Annotated in this window: 16 protein-coding genes; 9 read left to right on the top strand and 7 right to left on the bottom strand. The window is 68.7% G+C overall.

Going from position 1 to position 15618, the window contains the following annotated elements; genetic code table 11:
• Positions 1–74 precede the first annotated feature (74 nt).
• Positions 75–692 carry a TOPRIM nucleotidyl transferase/hydrolase domain-containing protein gene (locus tag OG251_RS38345; RefSeq protein ID WP_326681890.1) on the bottom strand — a complete coding sequence of 206 codons (618 nt, stop codon included), beginning with the start codon at positions 690–692 and terminating at the stop codon, positions 75–77.
• Positions 693–938: 246 nt separating this feature from the next.
• A complete protein-coding gene (locus tag OG251_RS38340) occupies positions 939–1592 on the bottom strand; it encodes a TetR/AcrR family transcriptional regulator (RefSeq protein ID WP_326681889.1) in 654 nt (217 codons plus the stop codon).
• Between the two features lie 199 nt (positions 1593–1791).
• On the opposite strand from OG251_RS38340, the gene OG251_RS38335 reads away from it, so the two are divergent.
• Positions 1792–2436 (top strand): SRPBCC family protein, encoded by a 645-nt coding sequence (locus OG251_RS38335; RefSeq protein WP_326681888.1) that lies wholly within the window; start codon positions 1792–1794, stop codon positions 2434–2436.
• Positions 2437–2717: 281 nt separating this feature from the next.
• Here the strand turns inward: OG251_RS38335 and OG251_RS38330 are convergent, their stop codons facing one another.
• Positions 2718–3467, bottom strand: a complete 750-nt coding sequence (locus OG251_RS38330; protein WP_326681887.1) for a dienelactone hydrolase family protein — start codon at positions 3465–3467, stop codon at positions 2718–2720.
• A gap of 398 nt (positions 3468–3865) precedes the next feature.
• Here OG251_RS38330 and OG251_RS38325 point away from each other — a divergent pair, with 398 nt between their 5' ends.
• Positions 3866–4090 (top strand): hypothetical protein, encoded by a 225-nt coding sequence (locus OG251_RS38325; RefSeq protein ID WP_326681886.1) that lies wholly within the window; start codon positions 3866–3868, stop codon positions 4088–4090.
• Positions 4091–4747: 657 nt separating this feature from the next.
• On the opposite strand, the gene OG251_RS38320 is transcribed toward OG251_RS38325, so the two are convergent.
• Positions 4748–5533: an SAM-dependent methyltransferase gene (locus OG251_RS38320; RefSeq protein ID WP_326681885.1), complete on the bottom strand. Its 786-nt coding sequence runs from the start codon at positions 5531–5533 to the stop codon at positions 4748–4750.
• A 434-nt stretch (positions 5534–5967) separates the two neighbouring features.
• On the opposite strand from OG251_RS38320, the gene OG251_RS38315 reads away from it, so the two are divergent.
• The 6 genes from OG251_RS38315 to OG251_RS38290 all read left to right on the top strand — a co-directional run bounded on the left by OG251_RS38315 (position 5968) and on the right by OG251_RS38290 (position 12271).
• A complete protein-coding gene (locus OG251_RS38315) occupies positions 5968–6594 on the top strand; it encodes a hypothetical protein (RefSeq protein WP_326681884.1) in 627 nt (208 codons plus the stop codon).
• A 494-nt stretch (positions 6595–7088) separates the two neighbouring features.
• Complete coding sequence (locus OG251_RS38310; RefSeq protein WP_326681883.1) at positions 7089–7625, top strand: hypothetical protein; 537 nt, start codon at positions 7089–7091, stop codon at positions 7623–7625.
• Between the two features lie 255 nt (positions 7626–7880).
• A complete protein-coding gene (locus tag OG251_RS38305; RefSeq protein WP_326681882.1) occupies positions 7881–8657 on the top strand; it encodes a (5-formylfuran-3-yl)methyl phosphate synthase in 777 nt (258 codons plus the stop codon).
• 8 nt (positions 8658–8665) lie between these two features.
• Positions 8666–10069, top strand: a complete 1404-nt coding sequence (locus OG251_RS38300) for an aldehyde dehydrogenase family protein (protein ID WP_326681881.1) — start codon at positions 8666–8668, stop codon at positions 10067–10069.
• A gap of 2 nt (positions 10070–10071) precedes the next feature.
• The gene (locus OG251_RS38295) at positions 10072–11175 is read left to right on the top strand and encodes an NAD(P)-dependent alcohol dehydrogenase (protein WP_326681880.1); all 1104 of its coding nucleotides are present in this window, start codon (positions 10072–10074) and stop codon (positions 11173–11175) included.
• Positions 11176–11335: 160 nt separating this feature from the next.
• Entirely contained in the window at positions 11336–12271 is a 936-nt protein-coding gene (locus OG251_RS38290) for a class I SAM-dependent methyltransferase (RefSeq protein WP_326681879.1), read from the top strand.
• 178 nt (positions 12272–12449) lie between these two features.
• Here the strand turns inward: OG251_RS38290 and OG251_RS38285 are convergent, their stop codons facing one another.
• Both OG251_RS38285 and OG251_RS38280 read right to left on the bottom strand, forming a co-directional pair.
• Positions 12450–13001 (bottom strand): dihydrofolate reductase family protein, encoded by a 552-nt coding sequence (locus tag OG251_RS38285; RefSeq protein ID WP_326681878.1) that lies wholly within the window; start codon positions 12999–13001, stop codon positions 12450–12452.
• A 188-nt stretch (positions 13002–13189) separates the two neighbouring features.
• Positions 13190–13528, bottom strand: coding sequence for a helix-turn-helix domain-containing protein (locus OG251_RS38280; RefSeq protein WP_326681877.1), 339 nt, complete (start codon positions 13526–13528; stop codon positions 13190–13192).
• A 111-nt stretch (positions 13529–13639) separates the two neighbouring features.
• Between OG251_RS38280 and map the strand changes: the two genes are divergently transcribed.
• Positions 13640–14458 carry a type I methionyl aminopeptidase gene (map, locus tag OG251_RS38275; protein ID WP_326681876.1) on the top strand — a complete coding sequence of 273 codons (819 nt, stop codon included), beginning with the start codon at positions 13640–13642 and terminating at the stop codon, positions 14456–14458.
• 76 nt (positions 14459–14534) lie between these two features.
• On the opposite strand, the gene OG251_RS38270 is transcribed toward map, so the two are convergent.
• The gene (locus OG251_RS38270; RefSeq protein WP_326681875.1) at positions 14535–15359 is read right to left on the bottom strand and encodes a glutamate racemase; all 825 of its coding nucleotides are present in this window, start codon (positions 15357–15359) and stop codon (positions 14535–14537) included.
• Between the last annotated feature and the right edge of the window lie 259 nt (positions 15360–15618).

Below are 15618 nucleotides of genomic sequence, written 5' to 3'. Positions count from 1 at the left end.
GGTCGTCCGCGCCGGAGCAGAGCGCGTGGAGGCGAGAGAACCTTCTGCCACCGCAGCCCTCCTCGTCCCCCCATTCACAGGCTCATGAGGAGGTCATCCAGGGAGGCCGGTACCTGTCCGGGTTCGAGGGCCTCGACGAGGAGACGGCCGTAGCGGATCTTGCGGCCTTTCTTCGTGCCGAGGAAGCGCCGCAACTGCTGCTGCCGGGGACGGCCCTGGTGCGCGGGCTGGTGCTGGAAGGTCTGCCAGGCGCGGAAGTCGCCCTCGGCCCGGATGACCTCTGCGACCCTCGCGGGGCCCAACGCGCGGATGAGTTCGTCCTCCAGATCCGCCGCACACACGAAGATGTCCCGGTGTGGCGCCCGTGCCCGCTGAAGGCCGCGGTCGAAGAAGCGCTGCTCACCCTCGTCGCACAGGCCTACCAGACGCAGGCCGAGGCCGGGCGGCCCGAGGAGGCCGGCGTAGCGGCCGACGCTCATCGCCCCGCCCATCGACACGACGCACACCCCCTCGGCGGCCAGGTCCCGGCCGCGCCGTGCGGCCAGTGCCTCGACAGCCGCGAGGTCACTCAGCCCTTCCACCAGTACCGCCGTTCGCACTCCCAGTCCCACAGCCAGATCACTCGCCGGCCCGCCGGGACCACCGGCGGCCCAGCCACTGACCGCGTCCCGGAACGCCCGTATCTCCGCCATGGAACGATTCTGCACCTCCACCGACCTGCACGGCACAGGATTATTCGAGGGCTCCGCTCGACACGACCGCCGCCCCGGTACGCGCGGCGAACTCGGCCTCCCACCTCGCCCTCCGGCTCCCGGGCCATCCCCCCATCACGGTTCTGGCCCGGGTGCAGCGCGGCCTCCGGCCTTCTGACTCGGCGCAGCTTCTCTCGCCCCCCATCGGGCTCCGGGCCGGATGGGAGCGTTGCGCGGCGTGCGACGTCAGGATCGGGGTGTCAGCAGGTCGTCCAGTTCGGCTGCGAAGAGCAGGGCGGGGTCGAGATCCATGCCGGCGAAGTGGCCGGCGAGCTCCAAGGACAGGACGCCGTGCATACGGGTCCAGAAGGTCAGGAACCGGTGAAGTGCCTCGGGCGGGGCGGAGTGGCCGGCGGCCCAGTCCCGGTGGTCCTCCAGGTAGGTACCGAAGGGTGTCGTGGCGCTGAGCGGGGCGAGCGCCGTGCATGCGTCGAGGAGGGTCGTCATGATCTCGGAGGAGATGGCGGTGGTGTCCGCGGGTGCACGGTAGCCGGGGATGGGGGTGCCGTAGACGAGGAAGTACCGCTGAGGGTCCGCCAGCGCCCAGCCGCGCAGGGCGTGTGCCAGCCCGGCCAGGTCGACGCCATCGGCAAAGGCCGTACGGAGGGTCTCGGCGAGGCTTCGGTACGCCTCACGGACGAGTTCGGTGATCAGATCATCGCGGCTGGCGAAGTAGCGGTAGAGCGCCGGTCCGCTCATACCCATCTGCTTGGCGATCGCGTTCAGGGAGAGCGCGGACGCCCCGGCCGTGGCGATCTGCTCCCAGGCGCGTTCTGTGATCTCCGCCCGCACCTGGGCCCGGTAGCGCTCCCGCGGGGTGTTCGCGCCCGTCGTCGCCATGGTCTGCCACCGTTCCCATCCATCCGGCTACAACCTCAAGGGTTGGTTAGAAGCTATCACGCAACCCATTGACCCGCCGATCTGCAAAGCGTTATAACCATTAACGAACGCGTGAGCATCTATCTCGATGGGTGCGCGGTACAGCCGCATGCCCCGCCCGACAGACAGCGCTCACGCCCCATCGGCAGAGGAGAACTCCATGTCCGGCGTCCACAGCACTGGCATTCCCGCCGCCCTGCTCACCGTCCCGCTCGTCCTCGGTCTCCTCGGCGCAACAGCCGCGTCCGCCGGCGCCGTCGGCTCCCATGCCTCCCACTCCGGCAAGTCCCTCACCTGCCGCGGGAAGGGCGTCGACCCGGACGCTCTCGTCCGCCATCGGACCGAGATCGTGATCGACGCCCCGCTGCACACCATCTGGAAGCTGCAGACCGACGTGGAGCGCTGGCCGTCCTGGCAGACCCCCGTCGAGACCGTGGAACGCCTCGACCACGGCCCCTTCCGCAAGGGCTCCGCATTCCGGTGGACGACCCCGATACCCCCCAACCCCTCGACTCCCGCCACCGGCCTGGAGATCACCTCGACCGTCCAGCAGCTCAAGCACCACTCGTGCATCCGCTGGACGGGCCCCGCGATCGGTGAAGGGCTGCACATCGACGGCGTTCACGTGTGGAACTTCACCGAGGTCAGGGGAGGCTTCCGCGTGAGCACCGAGGAGACCCATACCGGCGCCCAGGTCGACGCGGATGTTCCCACCGCGACCAAGATCCTCGGCGAGGGCCTCGAATCATGGCTGCGCGAGCTGAAGTCCGCCGCCGAGGCCCGCGCCCAGAACCGGTCACACTGACCCGGGATCCGCTTGCGCGCGGTGTACGCATCGACACCGGCCAGACGCAGGGACGGGATGGGACGGTACGGGGCATCGGGCTCGGGGGAGGGGCTGAGCAGGCGCAGGATCGTGCTTGCTGCCGCCGGTCCGGGCACCGAAGTGCGGCGGCCGGTGACGGGATCACCGAGAGGCGATCGACGGGATGGCCGGGAGTGCAGTCGGCGAAGGTGCGGGAGAAGCCGCGCACCGTAGCCCGCTGATGCGAACAAAGACGGCTGAGGGATCCGGAGCCGCGAGTGTCAGCTGTTGGTCAGGGCGAGGTCGAGGAGGGGAAGCAGACGGTCCCAGTGGTGCTGCAGTGCGGAGGGGTTGAAGGCGTCGGTGTCGGACATGGTGAATCCATGGACGGTGCCGGGGTAGATCTCCGAGGTGTAGCTGACGCCTGCGGCATCCAGGGCCTGGTTGAACTCGCTGATGGCCTCGGTCGACCTGTCGTTCTCGGCGAGTCCGAGGTGGACCTGGGCGGTGAGCTGGGAGACGAGGCGGTGTGGGCTGTCGGGGGCGTCGGTGACCAAGGGGGCGGGGTGGAATCCGGCGACGGCGGCCACCTGGTCGGGATGAGCCGCCGCGGTGCGCATCGCCAGGACGGCGCCCATGCAGTAGCCGATCACGGCCACCGGTCCGGCGCTGACCTCAGGCCGGCTGCCGAGGAACCGGAGATAGGCGTCGGCGTCACGCAGGGCACGTTCGGCGGTGTGTGCCTCGATCAAAGGCATCAGCTGGGCGAACACCGCGGGGCGGGCCTCTTCTCCGATGTGCTCGGGGAGCTCGATCACCGGCGCCGGGCCGTGCCGGTAGAAGAGGTTGGGGACGAGTACGTAGTACCCGTGCTCGGCAAGCTCCTGGGCCATCTCCCTCAGTACGGGTCGCACGCCAAAGGCGTCCATGTACAGCAGCACCCCTGGGTGCCGCTCGCCACCGGCGGGGAAAGCGGCGAAGGCGTCGGCCCGGCCGTCCTCGGTGGGAATCTGCAGTGTCTCGGTGGGCAAGATCTTCCTTCCTCGGGGCTGATGTCATTGCCCCGTCTCTATCAGGACTGAGGTCAATCAGAGATCATCCCGGTGGTGACCTGTGGCCGCCGGGCAAAACCGAGGGTGTACGGGTTCTTCCGTGTGCATGCCTTTGCTTTGCCGCCCCCGCCCTTCAGCCCACCTGGTCGAAGGCCCGCCATCCCGCCGCCCCGTACAACGGTGACCTATCGCCGTCAGGAAGGTGTACGTCTCCGGTGAACCCGATCCCTGCGAACGAGTACGTCGGCCGACTGCATGACCGTCAGCCCGCTTCTCCAGGGTGACCCGTCCGAGTGCATACGGCGTCAACTGCCGTCTCCGATGGCCCTTGTTGTCCGACAATGTCTCCCTCGTCACGTACCGCCTCAAGGGAGATCATGCGCACTCGCACGACCACCACCGCCGCACTCGCAGCGGCACTCCTGGTCACGGCTCTTACCGCCTGCACACAGTCCGAAGAGGAGGTGCGAGCCACGTGCGAGCGGGCTCTGGACAACCAGTCGACGCTCCTCAATCGGCCGAAGGCGTGCGAGGACGTACCCGACGAGTCCTACCGGACGCTCCTGCTGGTCTACGACCTCAAGGCGGAAGGCCTCGACTAGGAGCCCGCCCGCTCTCGACTCCGTACGGCGGCTGGTAGCTCATCGAACGAGTTGCTGCCGGTCCCGCGGGTGATCTTGGTCCGCGGCTCGACCAGGGACCGCTTCGGATGCGCTGCCGCTCTCGCGCAGGATCTCGTTGATCAGGGAGCCGCACCGGGTGGTGCCGTCGGCACTGACTGCGCCGAGCACGGAATGTGCCCGCCCGACGTGAATGCGCCGACAGGCGTCGGCGAAGCCGTTGCGACGGGCGGCGCGACAGCCGAGGTTCCTACTGAGAGAAGATGACCTCACGGACTCTGCTCCGTTCCTTGAGAGACCCGGCCATGCCCAGCAATCGGGGGTGCCGGGCGCCGGTCCCTCCGCTACTACGTGAGTCGCTGACCCGAGGTCATCACTGGTGAAGAGAACACCGGGCGTATCTTCAGGCCCTACCGGCGGCATGTCGACGAGGGGGCGAAGCGTCGTGACGTCGTGTTGCAGCAGGGTCGGCGCCCGACCTGGCCGGGCCGACAGTACGGGTTCCCGGGCCAAGGGGATCCGGGGCCGATGGTGGCTGTCACGCCCGCTCAACCCCGAGCTACGCGAGGTTTTCGTGCTGTTGCCGGGTGAGCCGACCCTGCTTCGAGATGGTCGTAGATCTGTCGGTGCGCGGGAGGTTTACGGCTTGCGGGCGACGAGTCCCCACTGGTCGACGAGGACCGGCTCCTCGTCCGTCGGCCGCCACTGCGCGATCGAAACGAAGCCCGGCTCAACCAGTTCCAGACCTTCGGCGCATCCGGTGATCTCCTCGGGCTCCCTCACCAGGTAAGGAGGGTTGTCGCCCGATGCGTACGCCTTTTCGGCGGCCAGCGTGGCGGGCGTCTTCACCGTGTCGCACAGTACGAGGTAGCTTCCCGACGGCATGCGGGACATATACCGCTGGACGACGTCGATGCCGTCGGCCGGGGACAGGTGTCCAAGAGTCGACAGCAGCATTACAGCCACCGGCTCCGACAGGTCCAGCGTCCCGGAGGCCGCGTCCACCACCTGATCCGTCTCGGACAGGTTCGCCTCCACATACTCCGTCCGGCCCTCGGGAGCGCTGGTCAGCAGCGCTGCGGCGTGGACCAGGACGATCGGGTCGTTGTCCACATAGACGATCCGCGCCTGGGGCACGATGTTCTGCGCCACCTCGTGAGTGCTGTTCTCCACCGGCAGGCCGGTTCCCACGTCCAGGAACTGACGCACACCCAGCCCGGCCAGGTACCGGACCGCGCGAATCTGGAACGCACGCGATGCCCGGGCGATGTCGACCATCTGCGGGTAGGCCGCGCTGACCGCGTCGGCCAGGTCACGGTCAACCGGGTAGTTGTCCTTACCACCCAGCCAAGCGTTCCACACCCGTGCGGAGTGCGGCACGTCCGATCGGATCCGCCTACGGAAGTCGGCGTCGTTGCTGCTCATATTTGTCTCCATACTCACCGCATTTGTAAGCCAGTTGGCCTGATCGTATCGTCGCATGACGGACTCGCCGTCCAGTAAGGGGTGTTGGTGACGGCGCGTTACAGCTGAGGCACCACTCGGTTCGCGGCGGCCGGCATTGCGTGCGTCGGACAAGAGGCGTCGGGCGCCCGCGGCCACTCCCCGGAGGACGGTCAGGTCCCGGGGCAGTTGCGCCACTACGCCGTCAGGGTCAGGTCGTGCGTTCGCGTCGGTTGCGGCGTCGAAGCCGCGTCGCCGAGCGCGTCCCACCTCGACCGAGGCCGACCGGTGTGCGGCTTCCGCTGTGTTCCGGAGGGCCGAACGGCCTCCGCCTGCGGGCCCGGGAACAGGGCCGTGCGCCCGATGACCAGAAGGACATCGAAAGACTGTCGTACCCGTGTCCTATTGTCGCCCGCATGACCAAGAACTCCGTACCCGAACGCCTCTCCTTCGCGGAGGCCAACACCCGTCTCGTGCCGGCTCTCTCCGCCTCCTTCGAGCGCGAATACGACGACGTCCTGCTCTTCGACGGCGATCTGGTCCTGGAGGGGGGCTTCCTCGAAGCCGTCGCCGGGATCGGAAGTCTGGACGGCGTGGACCTGGTCGTCGTCACCGGCGATCTGACGGTGTCCGGTCCGATCGCGCTCTACGGGTCTCTGCCGGGGCTCTACGTCGGCGGTACCACCCGGGCGGAGACCCTGGAGGGTGGTGACTGCGAGATCTATATCCAGGAGGGCACCTTCACGCATCTTGTCTACGGCGACTACAACCACGGAATCCTGGAGACCCGCACCATCGAGACCCCATGGGTCATCAACTACGACCACGATCTCCGCGTTTCCGCTCCTGGTGCCCGCCTGGTGGACAACTACGGCCACGATGACGACGCGGACTTCGGCAGTGCGAACATCGTGGAGTCGTTCGTCGCCGAGGTCGTCGACGTGGAAGGCGAGAGCATCGACGTGCCGGAGTTCCTGGAACGCCTGCGAGCCGGACTGCCGGTGCTGCGCCCGGGGGCAGGCGGTGCGGCCGACGGGGCCTGAGAGGAATTCGGCCCTGGCCCACCGTCGGCGTAGCGGTCGGCGAGCTTCCGGCAGTCGTCCAGTCCGGACAGCCGTCGTGGTTGGCGTGCACGGTGTGGCATTCACGTTCGTACTGGACGGTGACGGCGTTCCTGCACCGTCGTGGTCATGAGCCGGCGAAGCCCTCTCGGTGAACTCGTCTCGTCGCTCCCTCGGAATGGAGCCAGGCACCCTGAGGGCATATCGGATCGCGCATCCGACACTCGATTCAGTGATCATTCCTCGGGGCGCCGCCGCACGTATCCCCACGAGCGGCCGGGCTGACCCGGCCGGTCGTCCGCGCCGGGCAGGCCACCGCCGGGGCGGCCTGCCGCAAGGGCGGACTCGGCACACGAGACCAGAACGCGTAGTCGGTGTCTCCTGGGATGCGGACAACCCACCGGTCCGTGTCCCGTCGGCCGTTTACTGTACGGATACGCCGCGCTGCTCAGCGCAGCCATCCGAGGAGGAATCCTGTGTCATCGCCCTGCGACCCCCAGCATGCTCCCGCCGGCGATGTGGGAGCGGCGCTCATGGTGATCGACTCTCGGCTCAAGAGCATCCACGACGGCAACTCCGAGACCGACGCCGAACAACAGGCGCTGATGGACCAGTTCACCGCGACACTGGGCCCGGAGGGAGCCAAGGACCTGCTGGACGGGGCGTGCACGCTCATTTTCATGTTCATGACGTGGCTGCGGAAGGCCCACGAGGACCATGACAAGGACGTCATCGAGTACGTGGTGCCCACGCTTGTGGCCACGATGCGCATGATGCCCAGGAGCGTCCGCCCCGAGGCCGTCCCCACCATGGCCGGGCTGGTCATCGCCGCGGGGACCGGTCTGAGCCCCAACCTGTGGCGTCAACAGTACGGAGAGTGGACTGAGGAGGAGATGACGCCCCTGGAAGTCACCGCTTTCCTGCTCGCGGAGCACATCAACCGCATCACCGACGACTCGGACTTCGCCACCCGCATGATCGCCGAAGCTCTGTCCGGTTCGGACGAGGGCTGACGTGCCGCATCCTCGCTGAGATACCTGTCGGGCGGCGGCTCGCCGCTCAGCAGGTCCCAACCGATCGCTGATGGTTGGCTTCGGATCCCGCGGTTGTGCGGGTGCTGGTTCGAACCGGCGTGCACGGCGCGTTGGTTGCGCCGTTCCCTACCCGTTCGGACTCCGCACGCCCTACCGGTGGTCACGAGCCGCGGCAATGATGAGCGAACCGCAAGGCATCCAGGCGACTTCGCACGCCTGCCTCTTGGCCAGGACATGCGGTGCAAGGAGTCCACGTTGTTGCTTCTCATCTCCCCGGACAGCGTCGAGGAAGCCCTCGACTGCGCGAAGGCGGCGGAGCACCTTGACATCGTCGACGTCAAGAGGCCCGATGAGGGCTCGCTCGGCGCGAACTTCCCGTGGGTCATCAGGGAGATCCGCGACGCGATCCCCGCGGACAAGCCGGTGTCCGCCACCGTGGGAGACGTGCCGTACAAGCCCGGCACGGTGGCCCAGGCGGCGCTCGGCGCGGCTGTCTCCGGAGCCACCTACATCAAGGTCGGCCTCTACGGATGCACGACGCCCGAACAGGCCATCGATGTCATGCGCGGGGTCGTCCGGGCGGTGAAGGACTATCGGCCGGACGCGTTCGTTGTCGCCTCGGGTTATGCCGACGCCCACCGGATCGGCTGCGTCAACCCGCTCGCACTGCCCGACATCGCCCGTCGCTCCGGCTCCGACGCGGCCATGCTCGACACCGCGGTCAAGGACGGGACACGACTGTTCGACCACGTTCCGCCAGAGGTCTGCGCGGAGTTCGTCAGGAGGGCCCACGAGGCCGGTCTGCTCGCCGCCCTCGCGGGCAGCGTGAAGGTGGGAGACCTCGACGCGCTGACCCGCATCGGCACGGACATCGTGGGGGTGCGCGGGGCGGTCTGCGAGGGAGGCGACCGCACCACCGGAAGGATCCAGCCGCAGCTGGTGGCCGCCTTCAGGGCGGAGATGGACCGGCATGCCCGGGAACAGGCAGCTGCTGTCGCTGCCGCGGGCTGACCGCGGGCATGGTGACACAACAGCGCCGGCACACGCCCGGAACCCTCGGGGAGCGCTTCGCCGTCCTCGATCCCGCGACGGGCGAGGCCTTCGAGGAGGCCCCCGAGCAGCAGCCGGACGAGTTGGACGCCGTCGTCGGCCGGGCCCAAGAGGCATGGGGCGGCTGGCGGGCCGACCGCTCAGCCCGCACCACCGCGTTGCTCGCGGCAGCCGACGCCGTGGACGCGGCCGGGACGGACATCGCCCCCCTGCTCACCCGTGAACAGGGCAAACCCCTGGCCGAGGCGTATGCGGAGATCGCTCGCACAGCGGCCCGCCTGCGCTACTTCGCCGAGCTCGACCCCGGGCCCCAACCCATCACGGACGGCAGGCCGGTACGCAGTGAGATCCGCTGGCGACCGGTCGGGCCCGTCGCCGCGATCGTCCCGTGGAACTTTCCCCTCCAGCTCGCCTCGGCGAAGTTCGCGCCCGCGCTCGCCGCAGGCAACACGATGGTGCTCAAGCCCTCCCCATTCACGCCCCTCGCCACACGGCTGCTGGGATCCGTCCTCTCCACCGCCCTCCCCGAGGACGTACTGACGATCGTCACCGGTCACGAACCGCTCGGCGCCCGCCTGGCCTCGCATCCGGGGATCCGTCATGTGACTTTCACCGGTTCGATTCCGACCGGACGGGCCGTCGCGCAGGGTGCGGCGGCGTCACTCGGCCGCGTCACCCTGGAGCTGGGTGGCAATGACGCCGCCATCCTGCTGGAGGACGTGGATGTGGAGCGGATCGCGGACCGGCTGTTCTGGGCGGCGTTCCGCAACTGCGGGCAGGTCTGTATGGCGGTCAAGCGCGTCTACGCCCCGGCCCGGCTCTACTCCGACGTGGTCGAGGCCCTCGCACAGCGCGCGAGGACCGTCGTTGTCGGAGCGGGCCTCGACCCGGGCACGCAGCTGGGCCCGCTCAACAATGTCCCCCAACTGGCCAGGGTCGAGCGCTACACGGCCCAGGCACTGGCGGACGGTGCCCGAGCCGTGGCCGGTGGCCACCGGCTGGACCGACCGGGCTACTTCTACGCCCCGACGATCCTGGCCGATGTCCCGCCCGACAGCCCCGTGGTGATGGAGGAGCAGTTCGGTCCGGTTCTGCCCGTGCTGCCGTACGGGAGCATCGACGAAGCCGTCGAGGCTGCCAACGACACCGGCTTCGGGCTGGGCGGCTCGGTATGGGGGACGGATCTCGACCGGGCGGAGGCGGTCGCGGACCGGCTGGAGTGCGGCACGGCATGGATCAACCACCACGCGGAACTGTCCCTCGCCCAGCCCTTCGCGGGCACCAAGGAGAGTGGTGTCGGTGTCGCGGGCGGAATGTGGGGGCTCTACGGGAACCTCAGGCCGTTCGTCGTGCACCGTCCGGAGGAGGCCTGACGATGCGGTTCGACGCGGCGGTACTGCGCTCGTACGAGAGCCGATTCGCTGTCGAGGAGGTCACCCTGAACACGGGACCGGCCGAAGGCGAGATCCTGGTCAGGATCGCGGGCTGCGGAATGTGCCGGACCGATCTCGCGGTCCGGGGTTCGGCAGGCCGCTCACCGCTGCCCGCGGTGCTCGGTCACGAGGGGGCCGGGGTCGTGGTGGAGACGGGCGGTCCGGACACCGGCCTGAGCGACGGTGACCACGTGGTGCTGAGCTTCGACTCCTGCGGACACTGCCGGAACTGCATCGGCGCTGCCCCCGCCTACTGTGACTCCTTCGCCTCGCTCAACCTCTTCGGAGGGCGCAAGGAGAGCGCCGCGCGGCTCATCGACGCGGCCGGAGACGAACTGGCCCCCCGGTGGTTCGGCCAGTCCTCGTTCGCCGAGTACGCGGTGGTTCCGGCTCGCAACGCGGTCCGCGCCGACCCCTCGCTGCCCATCGAACTGCTCGGGCCGCTCGGCTGCGGCTTCCTCACCGGTGCCGGTGCGGTCTTCAACTCCTTCGGCGTCGGGCCCGGTGACACCCTCGCGGTCTTCGGCGCAGGAGCGGTGGGCCTGGCCGCGGTGATGGCGGCCGCCGCCTCCGGAGCTGTGATCGTGGCCGTCGACCGGCACCCCGAACGGCTGGCCCTCGCCGAACGATTCGGCGCGGTCCCGCTCCATGCGACGACAGCGGGTCTGCCCGGTCGTATCCAGCAACTGACCGACGGTGGCGCGCAGTACGCGCTGGATACCACGGCCTCCGCCCGGCTGATCAACGACGCACTCCGGTCCCTGCGCCCGACCGGCCATCTCGGCCTGGTGGCACGGCTCCACACCGCGTTGTCGCTCGAACCGGGGGCACTGGACCGGGGCAGGAGGATCTCCCACATCTGCGAGGGGGACGCGGTTCCGGGCCTGCTGATTCCGCGGCTGACCGGGCTGTGGCAGGCCGGGCGGTTTCCCTTCGACGAGCTGATCCGGACCTATCCACTGGCCGACATCAACGAGGCCGAACGTGACTGCGACGCGGGCCGCGTGGTCAAACCCGTCCTGCTTCCGGAGGGGAGGATCCGATGAGCGAGGCATTGGACACCGCTCCCCACCCGACCGGCTCTGACCGTGCGCCGTCGGCAGACCATGTCGGGGCGCCCGGACAGGTGGCGTTGTGAGGCCACCACCGATCCATCACTCGCATTCCTCGCTGTTCGTGGGTCTCAACTCGTCCGAAGGAGAGCACGTGTTCGGTACTACGCCTCGGAACACCGAGGTGGAAGGCAAGCAAGACGTGGAGGGCACGGAGGGGGTGGAAGGAGGTGTCGGCCTGACCGCCCTCATGGTCGCCGCGGCAAGAGCGATCGAGACACACCGCCACGACAGCCTGGCACAGGACGTCTACGCGGAGCACTTCGTGCTCGCCACACCGGCGTCCGCCGACTGGCCGGTGCGTGTGCAACAGGTTCCGGACGGGGAAGCGAACCCGCTGTGGGGACGATTCGCGCGCTACTTCGGTCTGCGGACGAGGGTCCTCGACGACTTTCTCCTCCTGTCGGTGCACACGGGGAACGCCCGCCAAGTCGTCCTGTTCGGAGCGGGGTTGGACTCACGGGCGTTCCGGCTCGACTGGCCTCCCGGCTGTGTGATCTTCGAGATCGACAGAGAAGGGGTGCTGGCGTTCAAGCACAAGGTGCTCGACGGACTGTCGGCCACCCCGAAGGCAACGCGCGTACCCATCCCGATCGATCTGCGCGCCGACTGGGTCGGAGCGCTGGCCGACGCCGGCTTCGACACGGCCGCACCGAGCGTCTGGCTGGCGGAGGGACTGATGTTCTACCTGCCCGCCGCCGCCGAGACGTACCTCATCGACACGGTGGACCGGCTCAGTACGGAAGGAAGCGCCCTGGCGTTCGAGGTCAAGGTCGAAAAGGACTTGCTGGAGTACCGCGACAGCCCGCTCTACACCTCGACGGCACAGCAGATCGGCATCGACCTGCTCAGCCTCTTCGACAGGGAGCCGCGGCCCGATTCCGTCGGTGATCTGGCACGCAAGGGCTGGTCCACATCGGTCCGGACTCCCTTCGACTTCACCCGCCGGCACGGACGCGGCCCGTTGCCCGAGCGGAACGACGCACTGGAGGGCAACCGATGGGTGTTCGCGAACAAGCCCCGACCGTAGCGCTCCCGTAGACGACCGGGCCGCCGACAACGCCCGCCGCCCCCACCAGGTGGGGGCGGCGGGCGCAAGGGCCGGAGAACAGAGGAGTCAGCCCCGGCGGGCGGCTCGGAGGCCGGACCCGGCTGCACTGTGCGTCGGCGGGTGCTCAGCTCCGGCCGTACGGACTCGGTGCTGGGGGTCAGCGAGCCTGGAGGCTGTAGTGGGCCTCGATGACGCCGTTGGCGAAGGTGTGGCTGGATGCCAGCGTCAGGGGGATCTGCTCACCGCCGGCGAGGGTGCGCCCGGTGCCGACGACGACCGGGTTGATCTGCAGGTAGAGCTCGTCCAGCAGGCCGTTGCGCATCAGCCACTGGACCAGGGTGATGCTGCCGCCGACATTGATGGTGCCGCCGGGCTGCTCCTTCAGCGCCCGGATCTGACCGGTGATGTCCTCCCCGGTGACCAAGTTGCTGTTCTTCCACTCATCCACGCTGGTGAGTGTGGAGGAGACGACGTACTTGGGGGAGGAGTTCATCCAGTCCGCGGTGGGTACCTGCTCGTTGGACGCGTGCGGGAAGAACGAGCTCCACTGCTGGTAGGTGCTGCGGCCCAGGAGAGCGGTGTCGGCGTCCTCGAACAGCCGCATCAGGGCCGCGCCCGTCTCGCTGCTGCTGTACGGCATGTTCCACAGTTCCGGGGCCTCCACCACGCCGTCCAGAGACGAGAACAGACCGGCGATGATCTTCCGCATGAGGTGCTCCTGCAATATTGGCTATCACTTGCTGTCATGTAGTTGGACCGCGCACCCCGACGGAACTCATCGCCGACGGCGCGACTTTTCCCGGAGATTTTTCGCGGGCCCGGAGGCCGGCGGGTGGCGCTGATGGATCCTTGAGCGGCAACGGGGGCGCAGCGGGATGCTCTTCCCCTACGGGTACGTCAAGAGAGCCCAGCACCGGAGGGCACCACCGGATGCGTGGCGGCGGTGCCGACCGCACCGGCCACCGGAGCGGCGACGCCTTCGTGCTGGATCAGACCGGCGCGCCAGGCGTCCGCGAGCCGGGGCAGCGAGATGCTGAGCACCTCGCCCAGCATGACGATGGTGCCGAACGCGGGCGTCGGCAGCCGACCGGTCTCGATCTTGCGGAGGGTTTCCGGTGAGATGCCCGCTGCCAGGGCCACCTCGACGAGGCGACGCCCGCCCCGGGCGTCGCGCAGGAAGGCCCCGAGGCATCGTCCCGCGTCAATCTGTTCGGGGGCGAGCGGATGACGGACCATGCGGACCACGGTATGGCCACATCCTTCGGACGACAACCACTCCACCATCTGGTATAAAAATACCTCCGGTATAAAAATACCTTCACGCCATCTGGAAATCGAGGATCGCCAGTGATCGAGCTCAAGTCTCCCGATCAGATCGAACGTATGCGCGTCACGGGTCAGTTCATCGGGCAGGTGCTGGCGGAGCTCGGTGACCTCGCCGCGGTGGGTGTTGATCTGATGGACCTGGAACACCATGCCCGCCGTCGGATCAAGGAGCGCGGCGCGGAATCCTGCTACTGGGACTACTCACCCTCGTTCGGTCGCGGCCCCTTCCGCAATGTGGTGTGCCTCTCGGTCAATGACGCCGTTCTGCACGGTCTGCCGCACAGCTACACATTGCGCGACGGGGACCTGCTGAGCATGGACATGGCTGTGGGCATCGACGGCTGGGTCGCCGACTCGGCGTACTCCGTCATCGTCGGCACGCCTGCCGAGGAGGACCTGCGGCTGATACGGGCCACCGAGGTCGCGCTGGAAGCCGCGATCGAGGTTGCCCGGCCCGGCAACCGGCTGGGGGATGTCTCCGCAGCCATCGGCGCGGTCGCCTCGGACTACGGTTACCCGGTCAACCTGGAATTCGGCGGTCACGGCCTCGGCCGCACCATGCATGAGGACCCGCACATACCCAATGACGGCCGGCCCGGTCGCGGCTTCAAGCTGCGCCCCGGACTGACGATAGCGATCGAGCCCTGGTTCGCCCGCTCCACCAACAAGATCGTCTACGACCCCGACGGCTGGACGATCCGCTCGGCCGACGGCTCACGTACCGCCCATTCCGAACACACGGTCGCCATCACCGAGAGCGGCCCGCTCGTGCTCACCCAGCGCCCTCGGCGCGACGAGGGGCTGGAGGACCGGCGGGAACCGTCGGCGACCGAACGCTGACGAGGCGAGATGCTCGGCCTCCGAATCCGGGGACCGTACCCCCGGGCGGCGAAGCTGTGGAGGTTCCGGCGCTCGATCAGAACGCCGGAGCGTTCATCGAGGCCCGAGTTGCGGCGGTCATGAGAATGTCGCGCGGCACCCGCGCCGCGGCGGCCAGGGCGCGGCCCACGGGGTAGGAGTGGGCGCCTGCGGGGAGATCTCCGTGGCGACCGCTGAGCAGCACGTCGATGGCGCCCGTGGTGCCGTGCGATGGCGTTGCCCGGTCCAATCGCCGCAGCGTTTGGCGGGCGACCGCCTCCGCGCTGTCGTACAGGGTGGTTCCGGTGGGCAGGCTCCGCAGAATCTCGGGCGCCATCAGGGGGTAGTGCGTGCATCCCAGCACCACGGAGTCGCAATTCCGCGGGGTCCGCCCGGCCGCGTCGGCGATCGCTTCCGTCGCCGCGGCGGTGTCTCCGTGGTCGATCGCCTCCGCCAGACCAGGGCATGCGATACGTGCGACGGGCCGGCCGTTCGCGAAGTCCGCGATCAGGCGGGCCTGGTAGTCGCTCGCCGTGGTCCGGACGGTTGCCCACACGGCGATGGCTCGGCCGGCCGCCGCGGCCGACTTCACGGCGGGCACGGTTCCGATCACCGGCACACGGGGTTCAAAACTCTCGCGCAGAGCGTCGATCGCGGTGACGGTCGCGGTGTTGCAGGGGACCACCAAGGCGTCGGCGCCCCGCTGGACGGCCACTTGGGCCGCACTGAACAGACGGTCCGTGACGAAGGGGGCCGTTCTCGATCCCCAGGGGGCGCCGTCGGGGTCCAGAAGCAGAAGCAGATCGAGTTCCGGGGCGAGGTGCCGAAGCCACCCTGTGGTGGAAAGGAGGCCGAGCCCTGAGTCGATCAACGCCACCATCATGGAGGCCAAGCTATCAGCCGACCCCTGGCGCAGGTGGGTGCCGGCTTCCACGCCGGGCTTCGCCCCTGCGTGGTGCGCCCGCCCGACGGGGTGTCGGTCGGTTGAGCGCATGGCGTCGGCAACGAGGCAGGGCGCCGGCTGTCCGGGACATCTCGGTGGGACACGGGAACGGTGGCGGCGGCAACGGAGAGGGCTGACCTCACAGCGTCGCCGAGTCGCCGAGGAAGGAAGCGGCGCTCCGGACCGGGCTGCCGGGTGC

Source organism: Streptomyces sp. NBC_01237 (genome assembly GCF_035917275.1).
In the GTDB taxonomy this organism is placed as follows: Bacteria; Actinomycetota; Actinomycetes; order Streptomycetales; family Streptomycetaceae; genus Streptomyces.
The sequence above is the reverse complement of the archived record's forward strand: the minus strand, read 5'-3'. Positions and strand labels throughout refer to the sequence as shown.

Coding starts and splice junctions, on each gene's coding strand:
- OG251_RS38285 (WP_326681878.1), bottom strand. CDS start 13,001: ATGCGGAAGATCATCGCCGGTCTGTTCTCGTCTCTGGACGGCGTGGTG.
- OG251_RS38345 (WP_326681890.1), bottom strand. CDS start 692: ATGGCGGAGATACGGGCGTTCCGGGACGCGGTCAGTGGCTGGGCCGCC.
- OG251_RS38305 (WP_326681882.1), top strand. CDS start 7,881: ATGCGGTGCAAGGAGTCCACGTTGTTGCTTCTCATCTCCCCGGACAGC.
- OG251_RS38315 (WP_326681884.1), top strand. CDS start 5,968: ATGACCAAGAACTCCGTACCCGAACGCCTCTCCTTCGCGGAGGCCAAC.
- OG251_RS38325 (WP_326681886.1), top strand. CDS start 3,866: ATGCGCACTCGCACGACCACCACCGCCGCACTCGCAGCGGCACTCCTG.
- OG251_RS38270 (WP_326681875.1), bottom strand. CDS start 15,359: ATGATGGTGGCGTTGATCGACTCAGGGCTCGGCCTCCTTTCCACCACA.
- OG251_RS38320 (WP_326681885.1), bottom strand. CDS start 5,533: ATGAGCAGCAACGACGCCGACTTCCGTAGGCGGATCCGATCGGACGTG.
- OG251_RS38340 (WP_326681889.1), bottom strand. CDS start 1,592: ATGGCGACGACGGGCGCGAACACCCCGCGGGAGCGCTACCGGGCCCAG.
- OG251_RS38335 (WP_326681888.1), top strand. CDS start 1,792: ATGTCCGGCGTCCACAGCACTGGCATTCCCGCCGCCCTGCTCACCGTC.
- OG251_RS38280 (WP_326681877.1), bottom strand. CDS start 13,528: ATGGTCCGTCATCCGCTCGCCCCCGAACAGATTGACGCGGGACGATGC.
- OG251_RS38300 (WP_326681881.1), top strand. CDS start 8,666: ATGGTGACACAACAGCGCCGGCACACGCCCGGAACCCTCGGGGAGCGC.
- OG251_RS38295 (WP_326681880.1), top strand. CDS start 10,072: ATGCGGTTCGACGCGGCGGTACTGCGCTCGTACGAGAGCCGATTCGCT.